Annotated in this window: 24 protein-coding genes, 3 tRNA genes and 1 pseudogene; 17 read left to right on the top strand and 11 right to left on the bottom strand. The window is 73.1% G+C overall.

The genetic code is table 11. From position 1 onward, the window contains the following. Nucleotide 1: 1 nt before the first annotated feature. The gene (locus KSK32_RS13545) at nucleotides 2-853 is read right to left on the bottom strand and encodes a Rieske (2Fe-2S) protein (RefSeq protein ID WP_216931545.1); all 852 of its coding nucleotides are present in this window, start codon (nucleotides 851-853) and stop codon (nucleotides 2-4) included. A 109-nt stretch (nucleotides 854-962) separates the two neighbouring features. On the opposite strand from KSK32_RS13545, the gene KSK32_RS13540 reads away from it, so the two are divergent. Genes KSK32_RS13540 through KSK32_RS13530 form a run of 3 tightly spaced genes read left to right on the top strand, consistent with a single transcriptional unit; the run spans nucleotide 963 to nucleotide 2,399 of the window. After that, nucleotides 963-1,172, top strand: coding sequence for a type II toxin-antitoxin system VapB family antitoxin (locus tag KSK32_RS13540; RefSeq protein WP_030500628.1), 210 nt, complete (start codon nucleotides 963-965; stop codon nucleotides 1,170-1,172). Continuing rightward, a complete protein-coding gene (locus KSK32_RS13535) occupies nucleotides 1,169-1,594 on the top strand; it encodes a PIN domain nuclease (RefSeq protein ID WP_216931544.1) in 426 nt (141 codons plus the stop codon). Before KSK32_RS13540 ends, KSK32_RS13535 begins: the two co-directional genes overlap by 4 nt. 40 nt (nucleotides 1,595-1,634) lie before the next feature. Next, nucleotides 1,635-2,399, top strand: coding sequence for a crotonase/enoyl-CoA hydratase family protein (locus KSK32_RS13530; RefSeq protein ID WP_216931543.1), 765 nt, complete (start codon nucleotides 1,635-1,637; stop codon nucleotides 2,397-2,399). Between the two features lie 4 nt (nucleotides 2,400-2,403). Here the strand turns inward: KSK32_RS13530 and KSK32_RS13525 are convergent, their stop codons facing one another. Continuing rightward, entirely contained in the window at nucleotides 2,404-3,888 is a 1,485-nt protein-coding gene (locus KSK32_RS13525; protein ID WP_216931542.1) for an NAD(P)/FAD-dependent oxidoreductase, read from the bottom strand. Nucleotides 3,889-3,980: 92 nt separating this feature from the next. Here KSK32_RS13525 and KSK32_RS13520 point away from each other — a divergent pair, with 92 nt between their 5' ends. Beyond that, entirely contained in the window at nucleotides 3,981-5,045 is a 1,065-nt protein-coding gene (locus KSK32_RS13520; protein ID WP_216931541.1) for a serine hydrolase, read from the top strand. A gap of 355 nt (nucleotides 5,046-5,400) precedes the next feature. Here the strand turns inward: KSK32_RS13520 and KSK32_RS13515 are convergent, their stop codons facing one another. Then, on the bottom strand, nucleotides 5,401-6,723 hold the full coding sequence (locus KSK32_RS13515; RefSeq protein ID WP_216931540.1) for a deoxyribodipyrimidine photo-lyase: 1,323 nt from the start codon (nucleotides 6,721-6,723) through the stop codon (nucleotides 5,401-5,403). Further along, on the bottom strand, nucleotides 6,720-7,646 hold the full coding sequence (locus KSK32_RS13510; RefSeq protein ID WP_216931539.1) for a phytoene/squalene synthase family protein: 927 nt from the start codon (nucleotides 7,644-7,646) through the stop codon (nucleotides 6,720-6,722). Before KSK32_RS13510 ends, KSK32_RS13515 begins: the two co-directional genes overlap by 4 nt. Nucleotides 7,647-7,711: 65 nt before the next feature. On the opposite strand from KSK32_RS13510, the gene KSK32_RS13505 reads away from it, so the two are divergent. The 8 genes from KSK32_RS13505 (at nucleotide 7,712) to KSK32_RS13470 (ending at nucleotide 13,241) form a co-directional block, all read left to right on the top strand. Beyond that, nucleotides 7,712-8,866: a polyprenyl synthetase family protein gene (locus tag KSK32_RS13505; RefSeq protein WP_216931538.1), complete on the top strand. Its 1,155-nt coding sequence runs from the start codon at nucleotides 7,712-7,714 to the stop codon at nucleotides 8,864-8,866. Nucleotides 8,867-8,895: 29 nt separating this feature from the next. Next, nucleotides 8,896-10,377, top strand: coding sequence for a phytoene desaturase family protein (gene crtI, locus KSK32_RS13500; protein ID WP_216936062.1), 1,482 nt, complete (start codon nucleotides 8,896-8,898; stop codon nucleotides 10,375-10,377). Continuing rightward, the gene (idi, locus tag KSK32_RS13495; RefSeq protein ID WP_216931537.1) at nucleotides 10,374-10,967 is read left to right on the top strand and encodes an isopentenyl-diphosphate Delta-isomerase; all 594 of its coding nucleotides are present in this window, start codon (nucleotides 10,374-10,376) and stop codon (nucleotides 10,965-10,967) included. The genes crtI and idi overlap by 4 nt, the downstream gene beginning before the upstream one ends. Then, nucleotides 10,957-11,904: a MerR family transcriptional regulator gene (locus KSK32_RS13490; RefSeq protein ID WP_216931536.1), complete on the top strand. Its 948-nt coding sequence runs from the start codon at nucleotides 10,957-10,959 to the stop codon at nucleotides 11,902-11,904. The genes idi and KSK32_RS13490 overlap by 11 nt, the downstream gene beginning before the upstream one ends. Before the next feature lie 75 nt (nucleotides 11,905-11,979). After that, nucleotides 11,980-12,768 (top strand): polysaccharide deacetylase family protein, encoded by a 789-nt coding sequence (locus tag KSK32_RS13485; protein ID WP_216931535.1) that lies wholly within the window; start codon nucleotides 11,980-11,982, stop codon nucleotides 12,766-12,768. 143 nt (nucleotides 12,769-12,911) lie between these two features. After that, nucleotides 12,912-12,984 (top strand) — tRNA-Glu (locus KSK32_RS13480). A 33-nt stretch (nucleotides 12,985-13,017) separates the two neighbouring features. Continuing rightward, a tRNA-Asp gene (locus tag KSK32_RS13475) sits at nucleotides 13,018-13,091 on the top strand. 76 nt (nucleotides 13,092-13,167) lie between these two features. Further along, a tRNA-Phe gene (locus tag KSK32_RS13470) sits at nucleotides 13,168-13,241 on the top strand. A gap of 91 nt (nucleotides 13,242-13,332) precedes the next feature. Here KSK32_RS13470 and KSK32_RS13465 read toward each other — a convergent pair. After that, nucleotides 13,333-13,866 carry a hypothetical protein gene (locus KSK32_RS13465; RefSeq protein ID WP_216931534.1) on the bottom strand — a complete coding sequence of 178 codons (534 nt, stop codon included), beginning with the start codon at nucleotides 13,864-13,866 and terminating at the stop codon, nucleotides 13,333-13,335. Between the two features lie 204 nt (nucleotides 13,867-14,070). Here KSK32_RS13465 and KSK32_RS13460 point away from each other — a divergent pair, with 204 nt between their 5' ends. After that, on the top strand, nucleotides 14,071-14,991 hold the full coding sequence (locus KSK32_RS13460; RefSeq protein ID WP_289256570.1) for a hypothetical protein: 921 nt from the start codon (nucleotides 14,071-14,073) through the stop codon (nucleotides 14,989-14,991). A gap of 64 nt (nucleotides 14,992-15,055) precedes the next feature. Here the strand turns inward: KSK32_RS13460 and KSK32_RS13455 are convergent. Further along, nucleotides 15,056-15,307 (bottom strand): annotated as a pseudogene (locus KSK32_RS13455) (glyoxalase/bleomycin resistance/dioxygenase family protein); the annotation flags it as partial. Nucleotides 15,308-15,375: 68 nt separating this feature from the next. Between KSK32_RS13455 and KSK32_RS13450 the strand changes: the two are divergent. Together KSK32_RS13450 and KSK32_RS13445 are read left to right on the top strand one after the other, a co-directional pair. After that, a complete protein-coding gene (locus tag KSK32_RS13450) occupies nucleotides 15,376-16,128 on the top strand; it encodes a hypothetical protein (protein ID WP_216931532.1) in 753 nt (250 codons plus the stop codon). Beyond that, nucleotides 16,125-16,505, top strand: coding sequence for a transcriptional regulator (locus KSK32_RS13445; protein WP_216931531.1), 381 nt, complete (start codon nucleotides 16,125-16,127; stop codon nucleotides 16,503-16,505). The genes KSK32_RS13450 and KSK32_RS13445 overlap by 4 nt, the downstream gene beginning before the upstream one ends. A 118-nt stretch (nucleotides 16,506-16,623) precedes the next feature. Here KSK32_RS13445 and KSK32_RS13440 read toward each other — a convergent pair whose 3' ends face one another. Continuing rightward, nucleotides 16,624-17,457 carry a hypothetical protein gene (locus tag KSK32_RS13440; RefSeq protein WP_216931530.1) on the bottom strand — a complete coding sequence of 278 codons (834 nt, stop codon included), beginning with the start codon at nucleotides 17,455-17,457 and terminating at the stop codon, nucleotides 16,624-16,626. A gap of 238 nt (nucleotides 17,458-17,695) precedes the next feature. Between KSK32_RS13440 and KSK32_RS13435 the strand changes: the two genes are divergently transcribed. Continuing rightward, on the top strand, nucleotides 17,696-18,211 hold the full coding sequence (locus tag KSK32_RS13435) for an SRPBCC family protein (protein ID WP_216931529.1): 516 nt from the start codon (nucleotides 17,696-17,698) through the stop codon (nucleotides 18,209-18,211). A gap of 26 nt (nucleotides 18,212-18,237) precedes the next feature. On the opposite strand, the gene KSK32_RS13430 is transcribed toward KSK32_RS13435, so the two are convergent. Both KSK32_RS13430 and KSK32_RS13425 read right to left on the bottom strand, forming a co-directional pair. Continuing rightward, a complete protein-coding gene (locus tag KSK32_RS13430; protein ID WP_216931528.1) occupies nucleotides 18,238-18,942 on the bottom strand; it encodes a DUF2786 domain-containing protein in 705 nt (234 codons plus the stop codon). A 45-nt stretch (nucleotides 18,943-18,987) separates the two neighbouring features. After that, on the bottom strand, nucleotides 18,988-19,377 hold the full coding sequence (locus tag KSK32_RS13425; protein WP_216931527.1) for a hypothetical protein: 390 nt from the start codon (nucleotides 19,375-19,377) through the stop codon (nucleotides 18,988-18,990). 166 nt (nucleotides 19,378-19,543) lie between these two features. On the opposite strand from KSK32_RS13425, the gene KSK32_RS13420 reads away from it, so the two are divergent. Then, nucleotides 19,544-20,881 (top strand): ABC transporter substrate-binding protein, encoded by a 1,338-nt coding sequence (locus KSK32_RS13420; protein WP_216931526.1) that lies wholly within the window; start codon nucleotides 19,544-19,546, stop codon nucleotides 20,879-20,881. Nucleotides 20,882-20,945: 64 nt separating this feature from the next. Here KSK32_RS13420 and KSK32_RS13415 read toward each other — a convergent pair whose 3' ends face one another. Further along, the gene (locus KSK32_RS13415) at nucleotides 20,946-21,689 is read right to left on the bottom strand and encodes an enoyl-CoA hydratase/isomerase family protein (protein ID WP_216931525.1); all 744 of its coding nucleotides are present in this window, start codon (nucleotides 21,687-21,689) and stop codon (nucleotides 20,946-20,948) included. A 52-nt stretch (nucleotides 21,690-21,741) separates the two neighbouring features. Continuing rightward, nucleotides 21,742-22,599, bottom strand: coding sequence for a 3-hydroxyacyl-CoA dehydrogenase family protein (locus KSK32_RS13410; protein WP_216931524.1), 858 nt, complete (start codon nucleotides 22,597-22,599; stop codon nucleotides 21,742-21,744). Nucleotides 22,600-22,719: the final 120 nt, after the last annotated feature.

The following is a 22,719-nucleotide window of genomic DNA, read 5'->3' as shown; positions in this document are numbered from 1 at the left end:
CTCAGGGCAGCCGGGCCTCGACCCGGCCGGACACCACGCGGCTGGGCAGCACGACCTGGTCGTTGGCGGACGGGCCGTGTACGACCTCGCCCCCGTCGAGCCGGAACGCGCTGCCGTGCCAGGGGCAGACCACGCAGGCGTGGCCGTCGATCTGCTCGATCGTGCCCTCGCCGAGCGGGCCGCTCTGGTGCGGGCAGCGCTCCAGCATCACGCTGACGTCGTCGCCGTCCCGGTAGAGGATCACCGAGACGTCGTCGATCTTCTTGGTGACCAGCTCGTGCCGGGGCAGGCTGCTCAGGTCGCCGACCTGGTGCCACCCGTCGCTGATCAGGTGCATCTCGGAGACGCTCTGGCTCGCCTGGGCGCCCTGCTTGTACGCGAGGTGCCCACCCAGGTACGCCCCACCGCCCGCGGCGGACAGCCCCAGATAGGACAGCGTCCGGCCGAGGCCGTGCCGCCCGTTGAGCCGTGCGGCCAGCGAGCCGGCGTACAGCGCCAGGCCGACCGTGTTGGCGGCGGCGTGCACCAGCCCGACCCGGCGCTGGTCGCGGGTGAGCGTGGCCCAGTCGTTGAGCCCGGCGACCGCAGCAGGCAGCGCGCTCACCGTGCCGAGGCCCACCAGCGCGGTGGCGGCCCGGCGCTGGCCGGGCAGCAGGTCCACCACGGCGGCGGAGATCCAGGCGCCGACCGGCATCTGCACCATCGCGGGGTGCAGCGGATGGCCGAGCCACACGCCGTGCAGCGCGTCGCGTACCCGTTGCGAGCGCAGCGTGCCCTGGACCGCGCGCTGCAACCGGTCACCCACCCGGTCGAGACCGGTGGCCTGTTCGATCTTCGTCAGTAGTTCGCGCACCTGATCCGACTTCCCGGCAGGACCGCCCCCAAACCGGACGCCGGGAATTCCCTCGCACGACATCTCCGCTGGATATACTCAAGCGGCGAACCGTATATAGGGAGCCGCGATGACCAAGATCCTGGTGGACGTCGACGACGAGGCGCTCGCGGATGCCGCCGAGGCGTTCGGTACGAAGACCAAGAAGGACACGGTGAACGTCGCTCTCCGCGAGGGCGCGGCGCGACTGCGCCGCGCCCGGGCGCTGGCGGAGCTGGCGGAGCGCGGGCAGGCCGGTGACTTCGACGAACTGCTCGACAAGGGTGCCTACCGCTCGTGAAACTGGCCGACTACCTGATCGACACCAGCGCCCTCGTCCGGCTCCTGCGTGATCCCGACGTGCTTGCCCGCTGGGAACAGCAGGTGACAGCGGGTCTTCTCGCCGTGTGCCCGCTGGTCGAGCTGGAATTCCTCTACACCGCCCGCTCGATCGCCGACCGGGCGCGCCTGACGGAGCAGCTCCGGGCCGCCTTCGGCTGGGTGGTCATGCCGGACCGGATCTACGAACGCGCCGCCGAGATCCAGGGCGAGCTGACCGCGCGGGGCACGCACCGCTCGGCGGGCGCGGTCGACCTGCTGGTCGCCGCCACCGCCGAATACCACGGACTCTCGCTGCTGCACTACGACCGGGACTTCGACCAGGTCGGCGCCGTCACCGGCCAGCCGATGCGCTGGCTGACCCGGCCCGGCACGATCAAATAGGGCGTAGCCACGGCAGCGCCGTCGCGGGCATGCTGGGCCCATGGGGGTACGCGTCGAGCACGCCGGTGCCGTGACCACTGTGATCCTGGACCGGCCCGTGGCCCGTAACGCCGTGGACGGGCCCACCGCACGAGCCCTGGCCGACGCGTTCCGCGCGTTCGACGCCGACCCGGACGCGGCGGTCGCCGTGCTCTGGGGAGCGGGCGGCACGTTCTGCTCCGGCGCCGACCTCAAGGCCGTCGGCACACCGCGCGGCAACCGCGTCGAGCCCGACGGCGACGGGCCGATGGGCCCCACCCGGATGCGGCTGTCCAAGCCGGTGATCGCCGCGATCTCCGGGTACGCGGTGGCGGGCGGGCTGGAGCTGGCGCTCTGGTGCGATCTGCGGGTCGCCGAGTCGGATTCGACGCTCGGCGTGTTCTGCCGGCGCTGGGGCGTACCGCTGATCGACGGCGGGACGGTCCGGCTGCCCCGGCTCATCGGCGAGAGCCGGGCGATGGACCTGATCCTCACCGGCCGCCCGGTGCGCGCCGACGAGGCGTACGCGATGGGTCTGGTCAACCGGCTGGTCGCGCCGGGTGAGGCCCGCGCGGCGGCCGAGGAGTTGGCCGCCGCGATCGCGCGGCCCCCGCAGACGTGCCTGCGCAACGATCGGGCGGCGGTGCTGGCCGGTGCGGGGCTGTCCGAGCCGGAGGCGATGGCGGCCGAGCTCGCCTACGGCCTGGAGTCGCTGGCGGTGGACGGGGTGCACGGCGCGGGCCGGTTCGCCGACGGGGCCGGCCGGCACGGCGCGCCGGCCGGTTGAGGCGTCACTTCAGCGCGCGCAACGCGTCGGAGATGGCGCGGTGGAACGTCGGGTACGCGTAGATCATGTGCCGGAGCTGGCTGATCGGCACCGCCGCGTGCACCGCCACGACGAGCGCGGAGAGCACCTCGCCACCGGCCGGTCCGGCCGAGGTGGCGCCGACGAGGACGCCCTGGTCGGCGTCGGCGATCAGCTTGATGAACCCGGCGTTGCCGGTCTTGTGGATCCAGCCGCGGGCCGACGAGGTGAGGTCGACGTACCCGACCTGGACGTTGACGCCGCGCTCGCGGGCCTGCTGCTCGGTGAGGCCGACGGCCCCGACCTCGGGATCGGTGAACGTGACCCGGGGCAGGGCCCGGTAGTCGGCCACCGGGACGCTGCCCGGCGCGACAGTCGACCCGCCCGCGCTCATCGCGCCGCCGACCGCGCTGACCACCCCGGCCGCGCCGCCGACCACACTCGAGGTGCCGCTGGCATCGGGGCCGCCCTTGGTGCGCCGCATGTGGTCGAGCACGTCCGCCACCACGATGCCGGCCTGGTACATGGCGATGTGGGTGAACGCGCCCTCGCCGGTGAGGTCGCCGACCGCCCACATCCCGTCCGTGACGTGCATCCGGTCGTCGACCGGCAGGTAGCGCTGCCCGGCGTCCACCCCGACGGTGTCCAGCCCGAGTTCCTCCAGGTGCGCCTTGCGGCCGGTCACCACGAGCAGCTTCTCGCCGGTGAACTCGGCGCCGTCGGCGTGCACGGTGAAGGCGCTGCCGTCGTGGCTGACCCGGCCGGCCTTGACTCCCGTGTGGATCTCCACCCCGTCGGCGCGCAGCGCGTCGGCGGCGAGCGCCGACGCCTCCGGTTCCTCGACGGCGAGCACCCGGTCGGCCGCCTCGATGACCGTCACCCGGACGCCGAACCGGGCGAAGACCTGGGCGAGTTCCAGCCCGATCGCGCCACCGCCGAGCACCAGCAGCGACCCGGGGAGTTCCTCCACCTCGATGGCCTGGTGATTCGTCCAGTACGGCGTGTCGGCCAGCCCGTCGATCGGCGGCACGGAGGGCCGGGTGCCGGTGCCGAGGACCACGCCGTAGCGGGCCTGGAACACCTGGTCGCCGACGCGTACCCGATTCGGGCCGTCGAGCCGCCCGCTGCCCCTGACGAACCGGCCACCCTTGCCGATGAACCGGTCCACCGCCACCTTGTCGTCCCAGGTGTCGGTGGCCTCGGCCCGGATCCGCTTCGCGACCGGCGCCCAGTCGGGCCGCACCTGGGCGGACCCGGCAAGCTCGTTGACCCGGTGCGCCTCGGCCAGCGCGTTCGCCGCCCGGATCATCATCTTGCTCGGCACACACCCCCAGTAGGGGCACTCGCCACCGACCAGGTCCCGTTCGATGCCGACCACTGTGAGGCCGGCCTCGGCGAGCCGCTCGGCCACCTCCTCACCGCCGACGCCGAGCCCGACCACTACTACGTCCACCAGCTCCGGTTCCGCCATTCCGCAAGCATTCCGCACCTCCGGGACACCGGCCACCGCACCGGCCCGGAATTCCCGCGCAGGTAACGAACGCGACCGCCTACCGTGGCCGCATGCACGCGCGCCTCGCCCCGGTCCGGGACTGCTTCCACGACCTGTTCACGACCGGCCGGGAGACCGGCGCGTCGCTTTCGGTGTGGCACGACGGCGTACCGGTGATCGATCTGGTGGGCGGGGCTGCCGGAGCGGACCGCCCGTGGCGGCCGGACACGCTCGTCGACGTCTACTCAACCGGCAAGCCGGTGGTCGCGCTCTGCCTGCTGCTGCTCGTCGACCGGGGCCGGGTCGACCTGGACGCGCCGGTCTCGGCGTACTGGCCGGGGTTCCGCGCCCCGGCCACCGTGCGGCAGGTGCTCGCCCACACCGCCGGGCTGCCCGCCTTCCCGGTGCCCCGGCCCGCCGCCGCCATCGCCGACTGGGGCCTGCTCTGCGCCGACCTGACGGTCGCCGAGCCCGAGTGGACGCCGGGCGCCGTCGCGGCTGAGCACGCCTGGACGTACGGGCACCTGGTGGGCGAACTGGTCCGCCGGGTGGACGGGCGGCCCGTGGGCCGGTTCCTGGCCGAGGAGATCGCCGGTCCGTGGCGCCTGGACCTGGCCTTCGGGCTGGGTGAGGCGGACCGGCGGCGGTGCGCCGACCTGTCGTACGCCGATCCGGCCTGGCCGGACCGGATGCGCGGCGAGCCGGGCTCGTTGCGGGCGCGGGCGCTGGACAACCCGCCGGGCGGCAGGGACGTCGCGATGGTGAACAGCGACCTGTGGCGGGCCGCCGAGATCCCGGCGGTGAACCTGCACGCCACCGCCGCCGGGCTCGCCCGGCTGTACGCGGGCCTGCTCGCCGGCGGCACCCTGGACGGGGTACGCCTGTTCAGCCCGGAACTGGTCGCCGAGGCGACGCGGGTGCAGTATTCCGGCCCGGACCTGCTGCTGGACCGGCCGGTGGACTGGACGCTCGGCATGCAGTGGGAGCCCGACGGCAGCTGGGGCATGGGCGGGATCGGCGGCAGCAGCGCCTGGGCCGACCCCGAGCGCGGCTACACCTTCGCGTACGCGACCGCCCGGCTGGCCGACCACGACCGGGTGGAGCATCTGGTGGAGGCGCTGCACTCCTGCCTCTGATCGGCCATCACGCTCGGTGATTCCGGCGCGTCGTCACGCACCGCATTCGGACGGCCGGGCAGCCGTGTCTTCACTTTTCCGACTTTGCTCTGCAGCCATCGGCGCAGCACCGCGTTGAGCAGGTAATCCCTCGCAGGTCCGAAAACCGCGCGAGGCGCTGTCAGTCACTTTCCGCAACCGGTGCGGATATGGCTGCAGAGCAAAGGGCGCGAGAGGAACTACTCGCCGACCGGCCGGATGGTCACGGAGAGTCACCAAGGCGGCCGACCGGCGACGCGCGGGGAGACACCCGTCGGCGACGTTCGTGAGCGTGCACCGGCCAGAGCGCGCCGGCCGCACAAGCCCGCGGCCGGCGTCAGCGGAGCCAGACCGGATCGGCGCCGGGCACCTCCAGCGGCGCCGGGTAGTCGAGTGTGCGGCGTGTCTCGTCGGGCAGCCGCCACGGCTGGTGCACCGCCCTGCCCGCCACCGGCTCCAGCTCGGGCACCCAGCGCCGCACGTACGCGCCGTCGGGGTCGTAGCGCTCGGCCTGCCGTACCGGGTTGAAGCCGCGGTACGGCCGGGTGTCGTTGCCGGTGCCGGCCACCCACTGCCAGTTGCCCGAGTTGTTGACCCGGTCGCCGTCGAGCAGCCACCGGAAGAAGACCTCCAGGCCGGGCCGCCAGTCCAGCCCGAGGTGCTTGGTCAGGTAGCCGGCGGTGATCAGGCGAGCCCGGTTGTGCATCCAGCCCTCGGCGCGCAACTGACGCATGCCGGCGTCCACGATCGGCATGCCGGTCCGCCCCTCAACCCAGGCGTCGAGCGCATGCACGTCGTCGCGCCAGTCCTCGCGCGCGCCACGCCGGTAGGCGACCGTGGACAGGCCGGGGAAACCGGCCACCACCTGGTGGTAGAAGTCGCGCCAGCAGAGCTGCCTGACGAACGGCCCGTCCCGGTCACCGGCCCGGTTCGCCACCGCCAGTGGCGACACGCACCCGAAGCGCAGGTACGGGCTGAGCCGCGAGGTCTCGTCGCCGGCCATGTCGTCGTGGATGTCGTCGTACCGGTCGAGGGTGGGCAGCCAGGCGGTGAGCCAGCGCCTGGCGACGGTCTCGCCGCCGGCGGCGGCATCCGGGCTGTCGCCCTTCGGCGGGTCCGGCAGCCGGCCGGGGTCGACGCCGTCGGGCAGCCGCACCCGCTTCGGCGCGGCCAGCTCGTCCCGCCACCGCACGCCCTGCCAGGCCCGGAAGTAGGGGCTGAAGACGCGGTAGTGGTCGCCGCCGCCCGGGCGCAGCGCACCGGGCTCGACGATCGTCAGGCCGGGGAACAGGCGCAGGAACATCCGGTGCCGGTCGCACTCGGCGCGCAGGCGGCGTTCCCGGCGGTGCGCGTAGCGGCTCACGTCGGCGGAGAGCCCGACGCCCTCGGCGCCTACCTTCCGGGCCAGCTTCACCGTCTCGGCCACCGGGTCGCCGCGCCTGACCACCAGGTCGCCGCCGCGCTTGCGCAGCGCCTCGCGCAGGTCGGCCAGGCTCTGGTGCAGGAACCGGGTGCGGTTCGGCGAGAGCTTCTGCAACGCCGGGTCGAGCACGTAGAGCGGCACCACCCGGTCGAACGCGGAGCAGGCGGCGGCGAGCGCCGGGTGGTCGTGCACCCGCAGGTCACGGGTGAACAGCACCACCGCCGTCCGGGCGGTCATCCGGCCAGGGCCGGTTCCAGCGCCGGACCGGGCACCCGCACCGGCGTGCCGGACGGGGTGAGCAGCGCCCGCGCGGCCACCGCCATCCGGCGCCGCTGCGGTACCAGGGCCCGGCGGACGAAGACGTCGTAGTCCTGCGCGGCCACCTCGTCGAGGATGCCGCCGTAGAGCGCGTACGCGGTGCGCATGCACGCCTGCGAAGCCGGGTCGAGCAACGGGATCCCCGGCGCGGCGGCCACGTAGTGGGCCTGGGCCCGCGTCACCTCGTACTCGATCAGCTCGCGGATGCGCGGCGTGGTACGGCCGGCGGCCTTGGCCGCGAGCAGGTCGTCGCGGGTGAGGTCGAACTTGGCCATGTCCTCGTCGGGCAGGTACGTCCGGCCCCGGTCGAGGTCCTCGGCGACGTCCCGGATGAAGTTGGTGAGCTGGAACGCGAAGCCGAGCTGACGGGCGGGCTCGCGGGCGGCGGCCGGGTCGGAGCTGCCGAGGATCGGCAGCATCATGGTGCCGATGACCGCGGCCGAGCCCTCCATGTAGTCGAGCAGGTCGTCGTAGGCCGGGTACGACATGACCGTCAGGTCCATCGCCATGCTGCGCAGGAACGACGCGAAGTCGCCACGGTCCAGGTCGAACACCGCGATGGTGTGCAGCACGGCGGGAAGCAGCGGGTCGTCGACCGACGCACCGTGCAGGCCCGCGACGAACCGGTCCGACCACTCGCGCAGCCGGGCGGCGCGCTCGGCCGGCGGCAGGTCCTCGGTGCGGTCGACGATCTCGTCCGCGTACCGAGTGAAGCCGTACAAGGCGTGCACATGCCGCCGTTTCCAAGCGGGAAGCAGCCGGGTGGCGAGATAGTAGGTACGGCCGTGACGCCGGTGCAGCTCGCGGCAACGGTCGTAGGCAGCGGTCAGATCCGTGTCCATCGGCCTTCCCTCATTTTCGACGCAGCAATCGACGCAACTCGTAACCCTAGGGTACGCTCCCCCACATGGCCAACGACGCAGTTGCGGGTAATGCGCTCCGCGTCGCGCCGGCTCAGCCCGGGGCGACGGACGATCCGGTCCGCGGCGTACTGGCCGCGTTCACGAAAGACCTGATCGAAGGAGTCGATGAGACCCTCGCGGCGTTCCTGGCCGCCGAAGTCGAATCGCTCACCGAGATCGACGCAGCGATGGGTGGTTTCGCCGCCACGGCAAGTGACTGCGTGCTGGCCGGCGGGAAACGGGTCCGTCCCACGTTCGCGTACTGGGGATGGCGGGGTGTGGTCGGCGGTGAGGAACCGCTGTGCTCGGTGCTCCCGGCCCTGTCCGCGCTCGAACTGCTGCACACGTTCGCGCTGGTGCACGACGACGTGATGGACGCCTCCGACACCCGGCGGGGGCTGCCCACCGCGCACCGGGCCGCCGCCGCCCGGCACCGGGCCGCCGGGCACACCGGCGACCCCGACCGGTACGGCGAAGCAGTCGCCGTCCTCATCGGCGACCTGTGCATGGTGTGGGCCGACCGGCTCATGGCACACGCGGCGGTCCCGGCGGACCGGCTGCTGGACGTGCGCCGCTGCTACGACCAGATGCGGGTGGAGACCGTCGCCGGGCAGTTCCTGGATGTGCTCGGCGAGAACGACTCGGCGAGCTGGACCGTCGACCGGGCGCTGCGGGTGGCCCGGTACAAGACCGCCAGCTACACCGTCCAGCGTCCGCTGCTGTTCGGCGCCTGCCTGGCCGGCGCCGACGCCGACGACCCACTCATCGCCGCGTACACCCGGTACGGGCTGGCCGTCGGCGAGGCGTTCCAGCTCCGCGACGACCTGCTGGGCGTCTACGGCGACCCGGCGACCACCGGCAAGCCGGCCGGGGACGACCTGCGCACCGGCAAGCCGACCGCGCTGCTCATGCTGGCCCGGCAGCTCGCCGACCCGGCGCAGCGGCGGGCCCTGGACCGGGCCGGCTCGGTCACCTCCGCACATGAGGTCGCCCGGCTGGCCGATGTGGTGCGGGACACCGGGGCCACGGCCCAGGTGGAGCGGATGATCTCCGAGCGGGTGACCGAGGCGCTCGCCGCACTCCGCACCGCACCGATCGACGAGACCGCGCGCACCGCGCTGACCGGTCTCGCCACCGCCGCCACGGCGCGGCGGGCATGATGAGCAACTTCGTGAGCAAGGGGGCCGGAATGCGTACCGTCAAGGGACGGACCGACCGGGTGGTAGTGGTCGGCGCCGGGCTGGGTGGGCTGGCCTGCGCGCTGCACCTGGCCGGCAGCGGCCGGCAGGTGACAGTGCTGGAACGCGAGCCGGTGCCCGGCGGGCGCGCCGGGCGGCTCGGCGTCGACGGGTACGAGTTCGACACCGGCCCGACCGTTCTCACCATGCCCGACCTGATCGCCGAGGCGCTCGGCGCGGTGGGCGAGGAGCTGACCGACTGGCTCGACCTGACCCCGCTCGACCCGGCATACCGCGCCTACTACCCGGACGGGTCGACGCTCGACGTCATCACCGACACCACCCGGATGGCCGCCGAGATCGCCCGCGTCTGCGGTCCCCGGGAGGCCGACGGCTACCTGCGCTTCGTCGACTACGCCCGCAACCTGTGGCAGTGGGAACGGGCCGACTTCATCGAGCGCAACCTCGACGCGCCGACCGACCTGCTCACCGGCAACCTGCTGAAGCTGTTCGCCAACGGCGCCTTCCGGCGGCTCCAGACGAAGATCAACCAGTTCTTCCGCGACCCGCGAACCCAACGGATCTTTTCCTTCCAGGCCATGTACGCGGGCCTGTCGCCGCACGACGCGCTGGCGATCTACACGGTCATCGCGTACCTCGACTCGGTGGCCGGGGTCTGCTTCCCGCGCGGCGGCATCCACGCGGTCTCGCGTGGGATGGCCGGCGCGGCCGAGAAGCACGGCGTGCAGATCCGGTACGGCACCACGGTGACCCGGGTGGAGACCGCCAACGGCCGCGCCACCGGCGTCGTCACCGCCGACGGCGACTTCATCCCCGCCGACACGGTCGTGCTCAACCCGGACCTGCCGGTCGCCTACCAGGACCTGCTGCCGCCCAGCCGCCAGCGCAAGCTCACCTACTCGCCGTCCTGCGTGGTGCTGCACATCGGGTCGACGCAGGGCTATGGCAAGATCGCCCACCACAACATCCACTTCGGGCGTTCCTGGAAGGGGACGTTCGACGAGGTGATCCGGCGAGGCGAGCTGATGTCCGACCCGTCGCTGCTGGTGACGAACCCGAGTCGCACCGACCCGTCGGTGGCGCCGGCCGGGAAGCACACCTACTACGTGCTGGCCCCGGTACCGAACCTGGAACGGGCGCCGTTCGACTGGCCGGGCGACCTCACGCAGCGGTACGCCGAGCAGCTCGTGACCACGCTCGAGGAACGCGGATACGTCGGCTTCGGCGACGGCATCGAGGTGATGCGGCCCGTCACCCCGGCCGATTGGGCCGCACAGGGCATGGCCGCCGGCACGCCGTTCGCCGCCGCGCACAGCCTCTTCCAGACCGGCCCGTTCCGCCCCTCCAACCTGCACCGGACGCTGGAGAACGTCGTGTTCGTCGGCTCCGGCACCCAGCCGGGCGTCGGGGTGCCGATGGTCCTGATCAGCGGCAAGATCGCCGCCGCCCGGATCACCGGGGCGATGCCGTGAGCGAGCGGGAGACGCACATGGTCGAGCTGGTCGACGACGACGGCCGGGTGATCGGCGAAACGACAGTGGCGACCGCCCACCAGCCACCGGGCCGGCTGCACCGCGCCTTCTCGGTGCTCCTCGTCGACCCCGGGGGGCGGGTGCTGTTGCAGCAGCGGGCAGCGGTCAAGACGCGGTTCCCGCTGCGCTGGGCGAACTCCTGCTGCGGGCACCCGCTGCCCGGCCAGTCCCTCGCCGAGGCCGCCAACCGGCGGCTCGCCGAGGAACTCGGCGTCGACCCGGTCGACCTCACCGAGGTCGGCGTCTACCTCTACTACGCCGAGGACCCGGCGACCGGACGGGTCGAGTTCGAGTACGACCACGTGCTGCGCGCCGACGTACCCGCCGACCTGGTCACGCGGCCCGACCCGGACGAGGTGGCGGACCTGCGCTGGGTCGACCCCGGCGCGGTGGTGGCCGACCTGGACTCCCACCCCCGCGAGTACGCCCCGTGGCTGGGCGGCGTGGTCAACCGGCTCCTGCACCCGACCGACGCATCCCGGCCGGGCGTCCCGGCCACCGAGGCACCGGAGCGGTCGGGTGGCCGATGAGGCGCTGAGCGCGGGGGCCGTCGCACGCCGTCTGGGCGTGGCGGTCACCACGCTGCGTACCTGGCACCAGCGCTACGGTCTCGGCCCCAGCGAGCACGTTCCGGGCCACCACCGGCGGTACACGCCGGCCGACCTCGCCCGCCTGGAGATCATGCGCCGGCTGACCGCGGAGGGGGTCGCGCCAGCCGAGGCCGCCCGCTGGGCCCGGCAGGCGCCGGCCGTGCTGCCTCCGGAGCGGCTCGGCCTCAAGGCGAGGGCCTCGACGGTACGCGACGGCGGTGGCACCACCATCCCGGTCGGCCGGGCCGGGCCCGCGGCGCGCGGGCTGGCCCGCGCCGCCATGCGACTGGACTCGGTGACCATCGGCCGGACCATCGCCGACGCTCTGGCCGCCGGCGGGGTGGTGGCGACCTGGGAGGGGCTGCTGCGGCCGGTGCTCGCCGGCATCGGGGAGCGGCACGCCGCCACCTCCGGGCTGATCGAGGTGGAACACCTCATGTCCCGGTGCGTCTCCGAGGCGTTCGCCACGGTGACGCGGGCGCACCCCACCACCGGTCCGCCCCGGATCCTGCTCTCCTGCGCCGACGAGGAGCAGCACTCGCTGCCGCTGGAGGCGCTCGCCGCCGCGCTGGCCGAGGTCGGTGTGAGTTATCGCATGCTCGGTGCCCGCGTACCGGTGCCGGCCCTGGTCGAGGCCGTCAACCGGACCGGTCCGGCAGCCGTGGTGCTCTGGTCGCACATCCGCGCCACAGCCGACCCGTGCCAGCTCACCGCGCTGCTCGCGGCGCCGCGCCGGCCGCTGCTGGTGCTCGCCGCCGGGCCCGGCTGGCGGGCCGACTCACTGCCGGCCGGGGTGGTCCGGCCGGTGGACCTGGCGGAGGCGTTGTCACTGGCCGTGGCGGTACGGGACTCGCTGGACCAGTCCACGACGAGCTGAGCGCCTCTCCCGTTCCGGGTCGACGTCCACTACGGTCGGAAAGTCCGTCTGACCCGACCCCTCCGGGAGCGACGAATGCGTCCACGCGCCCTGTCGGCGCTCGCCCTGGGCCTGGTGCTGCTCGTCACCGGCTGCGGCGAAGCCGGCAAGTCACCCGAGAAGGCCGCCGCGCCGCCGTCGGCCTCGGCGGTTCCGGCACCGACGCCGGTGACGAAGCCCTCACCGACCCGCACCACCCCCGCGAAGCCGAAGCTGCGCCCGCTGCCGAAGAAGCTGCCGACGGGCCTGCACCGGGCCAGCGGGAGCAACGGCGTGGCGCTCACCTTCGACGACGGGCCGGATCCCCGCTACACCCCGCAGATCCTGGCCCAGCTCCGGGCGGCCCGCGTGCAGGCCACCTTCTGCGTCGTCGGCAAGCAGGCCAAGCGCTACCCGGAGCTGGTGGCCCGGATCGTCCGGGAGGGGCACCAGCTCTGCAATCACAGCTGGCACCACGACGTGAACCTGGGCCGGCGCTCCGCCGCCGAGATCCGGTCCGACCTGGCCCGGACGAACGAGGCCATCCACGCGGCCGCACCGAAGGCGCCGATCACCTGGTTCCGCCAGCCCGGTGGCCGCTGGACGGCCGAGGAGGTCACGATCGCCAGGCAGATGGGCCTGCGCCCCCTGCACTGGAGCGTGGACCCGCAGGACTGGGACCACCCACCGGCGAAGACGATCATCAAGCGGGTGAAGGCCGCCACCCGGCACGGCTCGGTCGTGCTGATGCACGACGCGGGCGGCGACCGGGCCCAGACGATGGCTGCCTGCCGACACCTGATCCCGGACATCAAGCGGAGGTACGGCATCGCCCTACCGCGCTGACCTGCGATTTTCCCCGGCCTCACGGCCATGCCCATACCGGTTTGGCCGTCCGCGCAGGCATGACATATGCTTCTCCTGCCTCCGGCGGGGCCGGATGGGAGCAAGTCCGCTTGAAGTTGCGAGTGTGCAATGATGGCGGGGCCGCCCTCATCGTCTAGCGGCCCAGGACGCCGCCCTTTCAAGGCGGTAGCACGGGTTCGAATCCCGTTGGGGGCACGGTCCGGCTCGCGCCGGATGCAACACCAGCCAGGTCCTGTGGAGCAGTTGGAGTGCTCGCCGCCCTGTCAAGGCGGAGGTCGCGGGTTCAAGTCCCGTCAGGACCGCAAGCGCTGACGCCGCGCAGCTCGATGCGCGGCGTTCTGCGTATCGGCCCGTGCGGTAGCATGTGCCGAGCACCACGGCCAGGTAGCTCAGTTGGTACGAGCGTCCGACTGAAAATCGGAAGGTCGGCGGTTCGACCCCGCCCCTGGCCACATAGCCTTTCGCCGGGCTACAGGAACGCCGACCAGCGGAAACGCAGGTCGGCGTTCTGCTTTTGCGGCCCCGGCAGCCCGCCTGTCCGGTTCAGCGACTGCCCGCTCCGGTCCGCCGCCGTCGCAGGGCCACGGCGACCAGTCCGGCGGCGAGGACTGTCAGCACGGCGCCGATCCACCAGGGGCCCGGCGACCGGACAGGCGCGGATGCGTCCGGAACAGGCGTCGGGGCAGCCGCGGACACGGACGGTGTGGTCGGCGACCGCGTAGGCGCGGGTGCGGCAGTGATCCCCGCGCACAGCCCGGTGGCTCCGTCGCGGGAATTCACGCGGTACCGGGTGCCGGTGCGGAAGTCGTAGCCGCAGCTCTCCTCCTGGCGGCCCACCCGCAGCCGGAGCGTGGCCCCGGCCCGGAGGCTGCCCTTCTCGACCGACTCCACAGCGAGTCGGACTCCGGTGTCCGTCACCTCGGTGATCGTGCCGACGACGATGAGGTCGGCTCGCTCGTCCGCCTGGTCGGGGCGCGCGCAACTGCACGCCCAGGCCGGCTCCGCCGGTGGGGCGACCACGACGAGGCCGAGGCTGAGAGCGGTCAGGGTGAGCAGAATCGCGGCGCGCAGCTTCACACCGATATCGACGCCCGGACGACCCCAGGGGTTCCCTCTGCCGGGTGCGTCGCGACGGCGGCACCCCGGCGCGGAGCGGACACTCGCGCGACGCGTCCCGCGTCTAGGGTGAGCGGACCCGCCGAGTGGCGGACAGGATGCCCCACTGGAAGGCCACGTGTGCGTGCGCTGCGTACGGCTCTGACGCCGGTCCTCGTACTGGCCGTGATCCTGCTCGGCGGGTGCGGCCGGATCTCGGGACTCCTGGACCGAGTCTCCCTGTTCCATCCGGTCTGGGCCGCCGACGGCTGGGTCTACCACCTGCGGGAGGTGACCTCGACCTCGGGCTCGGGCCAGGCCGAGGTGTGGCGGCAACGGCCCGATGGGAGCAAGGAGGAACGCGTTCTCGCGCGCGCCCCACAGGTGTCCGCCTGCGAAGCGGGCTTGTTCAGCTTTCTCTTCGCGGGCCCCGATGGCGACCTTGGGGTGGGCCTCGAATGCGGCTGGGACGAAACGGAGCTGCTGAGCTACTCGCCGGCCGACAAGACGTTCGAGCCTCTGGCGTCGACCCGCTTCCTCGTCGACGCCGCACTCGTGAACGGTGGCGGCGAGGGATTCGTGGAGGCGCCCCGGGAGTGCGGTCCGGGCGGAGTCCAGCTGCTCGCCGACGGGAAGGCGTACGAGTTCGGCTCTCCGGTGACGGTGGGCGGGGCGACCTTCAACCTCAGTGGCGGTGACACGGACTGCGAGTCGACGGTGCTGGCGCGGTCGCCCGCGGCGCTGGGTGAACGGCTGTTCTTCATCACCGCGCCCGACTCGCTCGGCAGGTTGCCGCTGCCGCCCGAGGTGAGCCCGGACGACCTCACGTGGCACCTGACCGCATGGGACGTCGGATCGGCCACAGCCAGGTTCGTCACGGAGCTTCCCGGCCTCGCCGACCTGGCGGTGTCGCCGGACGGCCGGTCGGTGATCGCCGCCGTCGCGTCGGATCACGCGGGCGGGGTCTGGTCGGTCGACGTCGGCACCGGGAAGAAGACGAGGATCGCCGACGGCGCCCGCGCGTACCACCCGAGCTTTTCTCCGGACGGCAAGCGGTTCGTCTACGTCGAAGACTTCAAGCGGCTGAGATTCGCCGAAACACGGTAGTCGCCGGTGCACGACGGAGGTCCCCACCGGCGTGTTCGCCGGTGGGGACCGTGCCACATCCGGCTCAGACCGCGGCGGGCTGTGCAGACGCGTCCGAGGTGCAGCAGACGCTCTCGGTCGCCTTCGCCAGCTGCGGCGAGTCGGCCTTGACCGTGTAGACCTCCCAGGGCTCGTCACCCGGGCCGCGTACCCAGACCTTGTCCTGGCGCGCGTAGCAGCACTCGGTGTCGTTCTCCTCCAGCGTGATCAGGCCGGACTCGGTGAGGCGGTTGGTCGCGGCGTTGACCTCCTCGGTGGTGGGCACCTCGACCCCGACCCCTTGCGTTGTTAGGTTTGCGATGCAAACCTATTTGGGTCACAGCGCTTCGGCTGCCGGGAGGAACCATGCCGTCCGAGTCACCCCGCGACGACAACGCCCAGGAACTACTCGCCTCCATGACCACCCTCCGCCGGCAGGCCCGGGCCGCCCGTCAGGCGTACTGGCTTCCGCTCCTGCTCTTCGGGGCGCTCATCGCGGCGGCCGCACCGCTGTACGTCGAATCCGCGGAGCCGGCCCCCCTGCGCGCCAGGTCCGACGGCCCTGCCCTGACCGGTCTCGGCGGCGGCTTCCTGGAGAAGTCGGCCGCTCTGGGCTGGTACTGGCTGGCCGCGCTCGTCGGCGGCTACCTGGCGGGCCTGGCCTGGTACCGCTGGCACGGCCGGCGAGCCGGCGTGCAGACCCCGACCCGGGCGTACGTCATCGCCGGCATCGCGGGCACCCTCGTCGGCCTCGCCCTTCCGGTCGTCCTGAAGTTCCTGCTGCTCAACACGAGCGGGCCGATAACGGGTGGTGCCAGGTGGCTGGCCGGCCCGCTGCTCGGCCTCGCCAACCGGGGCATGCTGCCGCACCTCGTGATCGCCGTCGGCCTGGCGGTCCTCGCCCATCTGGAACGCAGCCGGAGCCTGTGGGTCGTGGTCGGGCTCTACACAGTCGCGCTCGTCGCCGTGAACGCCTGGTTCCAGTTCTCCGACCTGCAACCGGGTGATCTGACGCGGTTCAGCTTCATGCTGGCCGCCGTGCTCCCGGCACCGGTCCTGCTGATCGGCGGGGGCCTGGCGCTCGCCGCGGCGAAGAAGCAGCACAATGGGTACGCGTGAGCACCGTGGACGACCCTCGCGCGAGCGGGCCATTCCCGACGAACGGTCTCGACGACACCGTCCACCAGCGGCACCGGCTCGGCATCCTGACCATCGCCGCCGAAGGCGAGCGGGTCGAGGTTGCCTATCTGCGGGAGGCCCTCGAACTCACCGCGGGCAACCTGTCCCGGCACCTCGCCGTGCTGGAGGAGGCACGCCTGATCCAGGTGGAGAAGGGTTACCACGGCCGTCGTCCGCGGACGTGGATCCGGATCACCCGGGAGGGCCGTCAGGCCCTGCACGCCGAGATCGCCGCCCTCCAGGAACTCCTCCGCCGCCACCAGCACGCCGCACCGCCCTCCACCGCGGCCGGCCCGGACGACTCCCCACCCGCGTGAAACCCTCCCCGGTCACCCGACCCCCTCGATGACCAAGGAGTTTGTGTCATCCAGGGCCGGTGGACCGGACACGAACTCCTTGATCAACGGAACGGGGGCGGGGCGGGCGGGGCGGGGGTCAGGTTGTTGGGGGGCGGCGGTTCTGGGCGGGGCTGCCCTGGATCGCCTCCCAGACGCTTCGGCCGGCCTGCCGGAGCGCCTGCCCGGCCTGTCCCGCCAGTTGTGCCGCCTCGGCGGCGGCACTCGCCGGCTGGCCGGTCCCGCCCGGCCGCTCCGAACCGCGCTTCTTCTCGGTGGGACGTTCCGCCGACGGGCCCGGCCCGGCGGCACGCTCGGACTCCGTCTTCCCCTCCCGCCCGGAACCCGACGCCGGTGACGGCTTCGGTTGACCGCCACCGGCCGACGGCGGCGGCTCCGCCCCCGGGACCTTCCGGGGCGGTTCGGGTGCCTCGATCGGGCCGGACACCACCGGCCCCGCCCGATCGGTCACCGCCGGAGCGGTGCGCTCGGCCACCTCACCGGCCGCCGCCACCGTACGACCGGTCTGGTCCACCACCGGCGCGGCGAGCCGGTGCACGTCGTCCAGGGCGACGCCGGCCGAGCGGGCCAGCGCGTCGATCAGCTCCGGGTTGCGGTCGATCGTGGTCAGCGCCCGGTCCAGGATCTGCACCAGCTTCTCCAGCCGTACCTTGAGCAGCGCCTCGGCCCTCACCCCGGTGATGTCCAGCTCGACGCCCTCCAGGTGCACCCGGACTCCGGCGTCGAGCTGGAGCAGGTTGGCCAGCCGGGCGCGCAGCGACAGGTCGGCGTCGAGCCCGTCCACCGCGAGCCGGATCTCGTCGACGGTCAGCTCCGGCACGTCGAGCAGGACGTCCGGCTCGGGACCGGCCGGCGAGCCGGTCAGTTCGTCGCCGGGGTCCGGCACTGGTTCGGTGGCTCGGCTGTCGGTCATGCTCCCCGCTCTCCCATCGATCGGTCGCCCGCGGTTACCCGCTTTCCGGTACGGCATCCGCCACGCCCCGGCCATCGATGACACCCGCCCCGCCGGCACCTCACGAGAGCGTCGCCGGTGCCTCCCGTGGACCGCCGATTCCGCCGCCTGCCGCTGTCGGGAAGCGGAGTTCCCGGTGTCCGGAAGCGGGCGCTACGGAAGCTGCGCACCGAGACATGAGCCGGTATGGTCCGGACCTATGGGACAGGAGATGGACGATCCGGATGAGGTCCGGCAGGAATCCGACCGCTTCTCCCTCCGCAGCACACTGTTCGCCCCGACGCCGACCGAGCGGGCGTACGCCGTCTTCACCGGCGCGCTCGCCGACTGGTGGGTGCGTGAATACACCTGGTCCGGCCCGGAGGCGCTCGCCGCGATCGGCATCGAGCCACGGGCCGGCGGCATGCTCTACGAGATCGGGCCGTACGGCTTCCGCAACGACTGGGGACGTGTGCTGACCTGGGATCCGCCCCGGCGCCTGGTGTTCACCTGGCAGATCGGCCCGGACCGCGTGCCGGTGCCGGATCCGGCACGGGCCAGCGAGGTGGAGGTGCTGTTCCACGCCGACGGTCCGGAGCGGACCCGGGTGGACGTCGAGCACCGCTACTTCGACCGGCACGGCACGGCGGCCGAGGGCTACCGCGAGGCGCTCACCGCGGGCTGGCACGAACTGCTCTGCCGCTACCTGGCGACAGTGGCCCGCACCACCGCCTGACCCGCACCGAGCGAGCCGCCGCCCGCTCAGCCGGCGATACCGGGCGCCGCGCCGGTCCCGGCCACGCCGGTGCCGCCGAGGTCGGCCCGGCGGCCGGCGTCCGCGCCGGAACCGAAACCACCGCCCGCCAGCCGTCGTCGCGGTGCGGTGCGCAACCGGGGGTACGCCTCGGCGACCCGGCGTTGGACGCGATCGGAGCGGTCGGCGAGCACCAGAGCGGTGGAGGGCCCACCCGACTCCGCCACCGCCTTGCTCTCGGCCGCCCGCAGCCGGTCCGCGACGACGTACGCGAACCCGGCCAGCCAGGTACGCCGGAACGCCGCCGGGTGCTCCCCGGCCGGTACGGCAGCACCGGCGAGCCCGTGCGCGGCCTGCACCAGCAGTGAGGTGAACAGCAGCTCGACCCGTTCCAGGTCGCTGGCGAAGCCGAACAGGTGCATGACGAAGCCGTCGCCCTCCCGGCGGCGTACGCATCGGCAGCGCAGCGGTTCGGCGACCGCCGCGAGCAGGCCGGCCTTGTCCCGGGCGTACGGCGCGACCACCTCGACGGTCCGGTCACCGACCGGGTCGGCGGCCGGGTCGCGGGCGGCGAGCAGCGCCCGGTCGACGCCGTAGCGGGCGATCAGCTCGGTGGCCTTGGCCATGAACGCGGCCGACTCGGCGGGTGTGCAGGCCGCGTCCTCGGCCTGGGCGAGCAGCTTGCGCACCTTGCTGAGCATCGCCTCGGACATGCACCCAGAGCTACCACAGCCGGGGCGCGGGGCAGCGCGCCGGGCTCAGTCCGACCGGCTGCGCAGCGTGGCGATGGTCGACCCGGCGAGCGTGAGCAGGCAGTCGGGCAGCAGCCCGTCGGCGGCCGCCGCCCCGAACAGCGCCTCGCCGGTGTCCGCATCGTCGTTGGCGCACGCGCTGACGAAGCGGGCCACCCAGCGGGTGTCGTAGTCGGCCTGCTCGATGCCGGGGAAGTCGAGGGCGGCGCCGCCGCCCGGGGTGTCGTCACCGAGCATGGTGGCGGCGAGGCACCACGCCACTCCGTACGCCCCGGCGAGGCCGGAACGGTCCACCACCGCGTCGAACGTGCCCACCACGCCGGCACCGTCACCGGCGAGGGCGGAACGGAGCACGGCGGTCGCGTCGTCGAGCGTCTGCTGTGCTTCGTCGTTCACCCGCGGAACAGTATCGCCGGGGGTCAAGCGGTGACCCGGAACCAGCCCGTCGAACACGCAGAGTGATACCCGCAGTCGGGGTGCCGACGGAGCCGACTCCACAGTCCCGCCTGCGGCGCGAGCACGCTAAGGTGCGCAGCGGACCTTCGCCGGAGGAAGGACGACCATGCTGAGAACACGCACGTCGCGCGCGGCCCTGTCCATGGCCTGCGCGGCGCTCCTGCTCGCCACGAGCGCCTGCGGGAGCGACGAGCCGGAGGAAACGCCTGCCACCCAGGTACGCCTCTACGGCACCGACGGCAACATGCTCAATTCGTACGCCGCGGAACTCAAGGACCGGGCGGACCTGGTGAACGGGATGAAGGGCACCACGCCCCTCACTCCGCTGGCCGAGAGCTTCAAGGAACGGCTACTGGCCGTAGACCCGAAGCTGGGCGACTTCCTCTACGCCGCCGAGTCGTACGACGCGGTCGTGATCAGCGCGCTGGCCGCCCAGCTCGCCGGCACCACCGCGCCGGCCGAGATCGCCAAGCAGATCGTCGGGGTGACCACCGGCGGCGAACGCTGCGACGAGGTGGCGGCCTGCCTCCAGCTCACCCGCGCGGGCCGGGACATCGAGTACCGGGGTGTGTCGCTGACCCGCGCCGGGTTCACCGACGCGGGTGAGCCGGCCACCGCGAGCTACGGCACCATGCACTTCGACAACCAGAAGATCGACGACAGCAAGACCGAGTTCGTCGGCGCCGGTGAGGAGTCCGGGGCGAGCACCAAGAACCCGCCGCGTGGCCGCAAGCTGCGCGACGGAAAGGCGAAGGACGCCCCGCTGATCCTCGGCGGGCTGCTGCCGAAGACCGGTGACCTGGCGCTGGCGAACCCGCCGCTGGCGGCCGGCGCGGCGCTCGCGATCCGTGAGGTCAACGCCGCCGGTGGTGTGCTCGGCGAGCCGGTGAAGTGGATCGAGGGTGACGACGGCACCAACCCGGCGGTCGCCAAGGCCACCGTCGCCTCGCACGTCAGCGAGGGCGTCCACGTCATCATCGGCGCGGGTGGCTCCGGCATCTCGCGGGCCGTGCTGCCGGACGTGGTGGCCGCCGGCCGGATCCTGTTCTCCCCGTCGAACACCGACGCGGGGCTGAGCGCGGTGGACGACAAGGGCCTCTACTTCCGTACCGCCCCGCCGGACAGCCTCCAGGGCCGGGCGCTGGCCGACGTGATGCTCCGGGACGGGCCCCGCAAGATCGCGATCCTGGCCCGTAAGGACTCGTACGGCGAGGGCCTCCAGGAGAACGTCCGCTCGGAGCTGGAGAAGGCCGGTATCGGCGCGGACCGGATCAAGCTGCTGACCTACGAGCCCCCGGCCGATCCGAAGACGCCCGTCGACTTCAGCGACACCGCCAAGGAGATCAAGGCGTTCGGGCCCGAGGCGCTGCTGCTCATCGGCTTCGCCGAGTCCGCGCCGGCGATCACCGCGCTGGACGACGCGGGAGTCGACATCAAGCGCTGAGGCCGTACCGACGCGAAGGGCCGCACCGATGTCTCCGGTGCGGCCCTCGTCGTCTCTCCCGGGCTCAGCGGGCCCGGCGCCGGTCCAGGAACTCGGTCATCCGCCGGTGCTTCTCCTCGTCCTCGAAGAGCACCGCCTGGCTCAGCAGGTCGAGCTGCGGGTGCGCGGCCGCCGGGGCGTCCACCGCCATCTTGGTCAGTCGCAGCGCCAGCGCCGAACCCTTCGCCATCTCGTCGAGCAGGCCATGCGCGGTGGGCAGCAGCTCCGCCGGGTCGGCCACCACCCGGTTCACCAGCCCGATCCGCAGTGCCTCCTCGGCGTCCACCCGCCGGCCGGTGAACAGCAGCTCCTTGGCCCGTGCCTCGCCGATCAGCGCCGGCAGCCGGTAGGTCGCGCCCGCGCCGGCCAGGATGCCCAGCCGCACCTCGGGCTGGCCGAACACCGCGCGGTCGGTGCACACCCGAAGGTCGCAGGCGTACGCCAGCTCGGCGCCGCCGCCCAGCGCCGGCCCGTCGACGGCGGCCACGGTGGGCATCGGCAGTGCCCGGATGCGCGCGAAGACGCCCTGGTTGATGGCGGCCAGCGCGTCCAGCCGGCCACGCTCGCGGAGCTGGGCGATGTCGGCGCCCCCGGCGAAGATGCCTGCCGTTCCGCCGGTGAGCAGCAGCAGCCGGGGACGCGCCTCCAGGCCGGCGCAGACCGCGTGCAGCTCGCCCACCAGGTCGGCGTCGATGGCGTTGCGCTTCTCCGGCCGGTCCAGGGTGACCACGAGCCGGTCCGGCAGTTCCTCGATCCGCAGCCCGGTCACTGTGCCTGCCGTTCGTTCGCGACTGCGGGGCTCGCAAGCTCACTCCTCGCGCTCACTGCTTCACGCCGTCCTTCCAGGTGTAGAAACCCTGACCCGACTTCTTGCCCAGCTTCCCGGCGGCCACCATCTCGACGAGCAGCGGAGGCGGCGCGAAGCGGTCCCCGTACGCGGCCTGGAGCGTACGGGCGATGTCGAGCCGCACGTCCAGCCCGACCAGGTCGGTCAGCTCCAGCGGGCCGATCGGGTGCCGGTAGCCGAGGACCATCGCCTTGTCGATGTCGGCCGGGCTCGCCACCTCGTCGGCCACCATCCGGATCGCCTCCAGGCCGAGCGTGACCCCGAGCCGGGAGGTGGCGAAGCCGGGCATGTCGCGTACGACGACGGGGTCCTTGCCCAGCCGGGCGGCGAGCGCGACGGCCGCCTCGGTGGTCCGCGGCGCCGTGGCCGGGCCGACCACGACTTCGAGCAGCGCCATCGCCCACACCGGATTGAAGAAGTGCAACCCGGCGAAGTCGGCGGGCCGGTCCAGCCCGGCGGCCAGTTCGGCGATCGGGATGCTGGACGTGTTGCTGCCCAGCAGCGCCGGCCGGCGGCTCTCCGCCTCGCGCAGGACGGCGCGCTTGAGGTCGAGCCGCTCGGGCACCGCCTCCACGATCACGTCGGCGCCTTCGGCCACCTCGGTGAGCCCGGCCCGGAGCGTGACGCGCTCGCGGTTGGCGGTGGCGGCCTCCTCGGTCAGCTTGCCGCGCTGCACTCCCCGGTCCCACAGCTCGCCGAGCCGGCGCAGGGCCTCGGCGCCCCGGGCGGGGTCGACCTCGACCAGTTCGACCGCGTACCCGGCGCCGGCCGCCACGTACGCGATGCCGAGGCCCATGGTGCCGGCCCCGACGACCACAAAACGACCACTCATAGACGTCCCCTCGCCGCGGCGGGGGCGCGCGGGGTCTCCGCCGCCGGGCCCGTCCGCTCGCTCGTTCCTGGATGCGACCCTATGCATGGCCGGGCCGCGGGGATGCGTGGGGGCGGAGCG

This window comes from Micromonospora sp. WMMB482, assembly GCF_019038635.1.
Lineage (GTDB): Bacteria > Actinomycetota > Actinomycetes > Mycobacteriales > Micromonosporaceae > Micromonospora > Micromonospora marina.
Note: the sequence above shows the minus strand (reverse complement) of the source record. Positions and strands in the feature narration are given on the sequence as shown.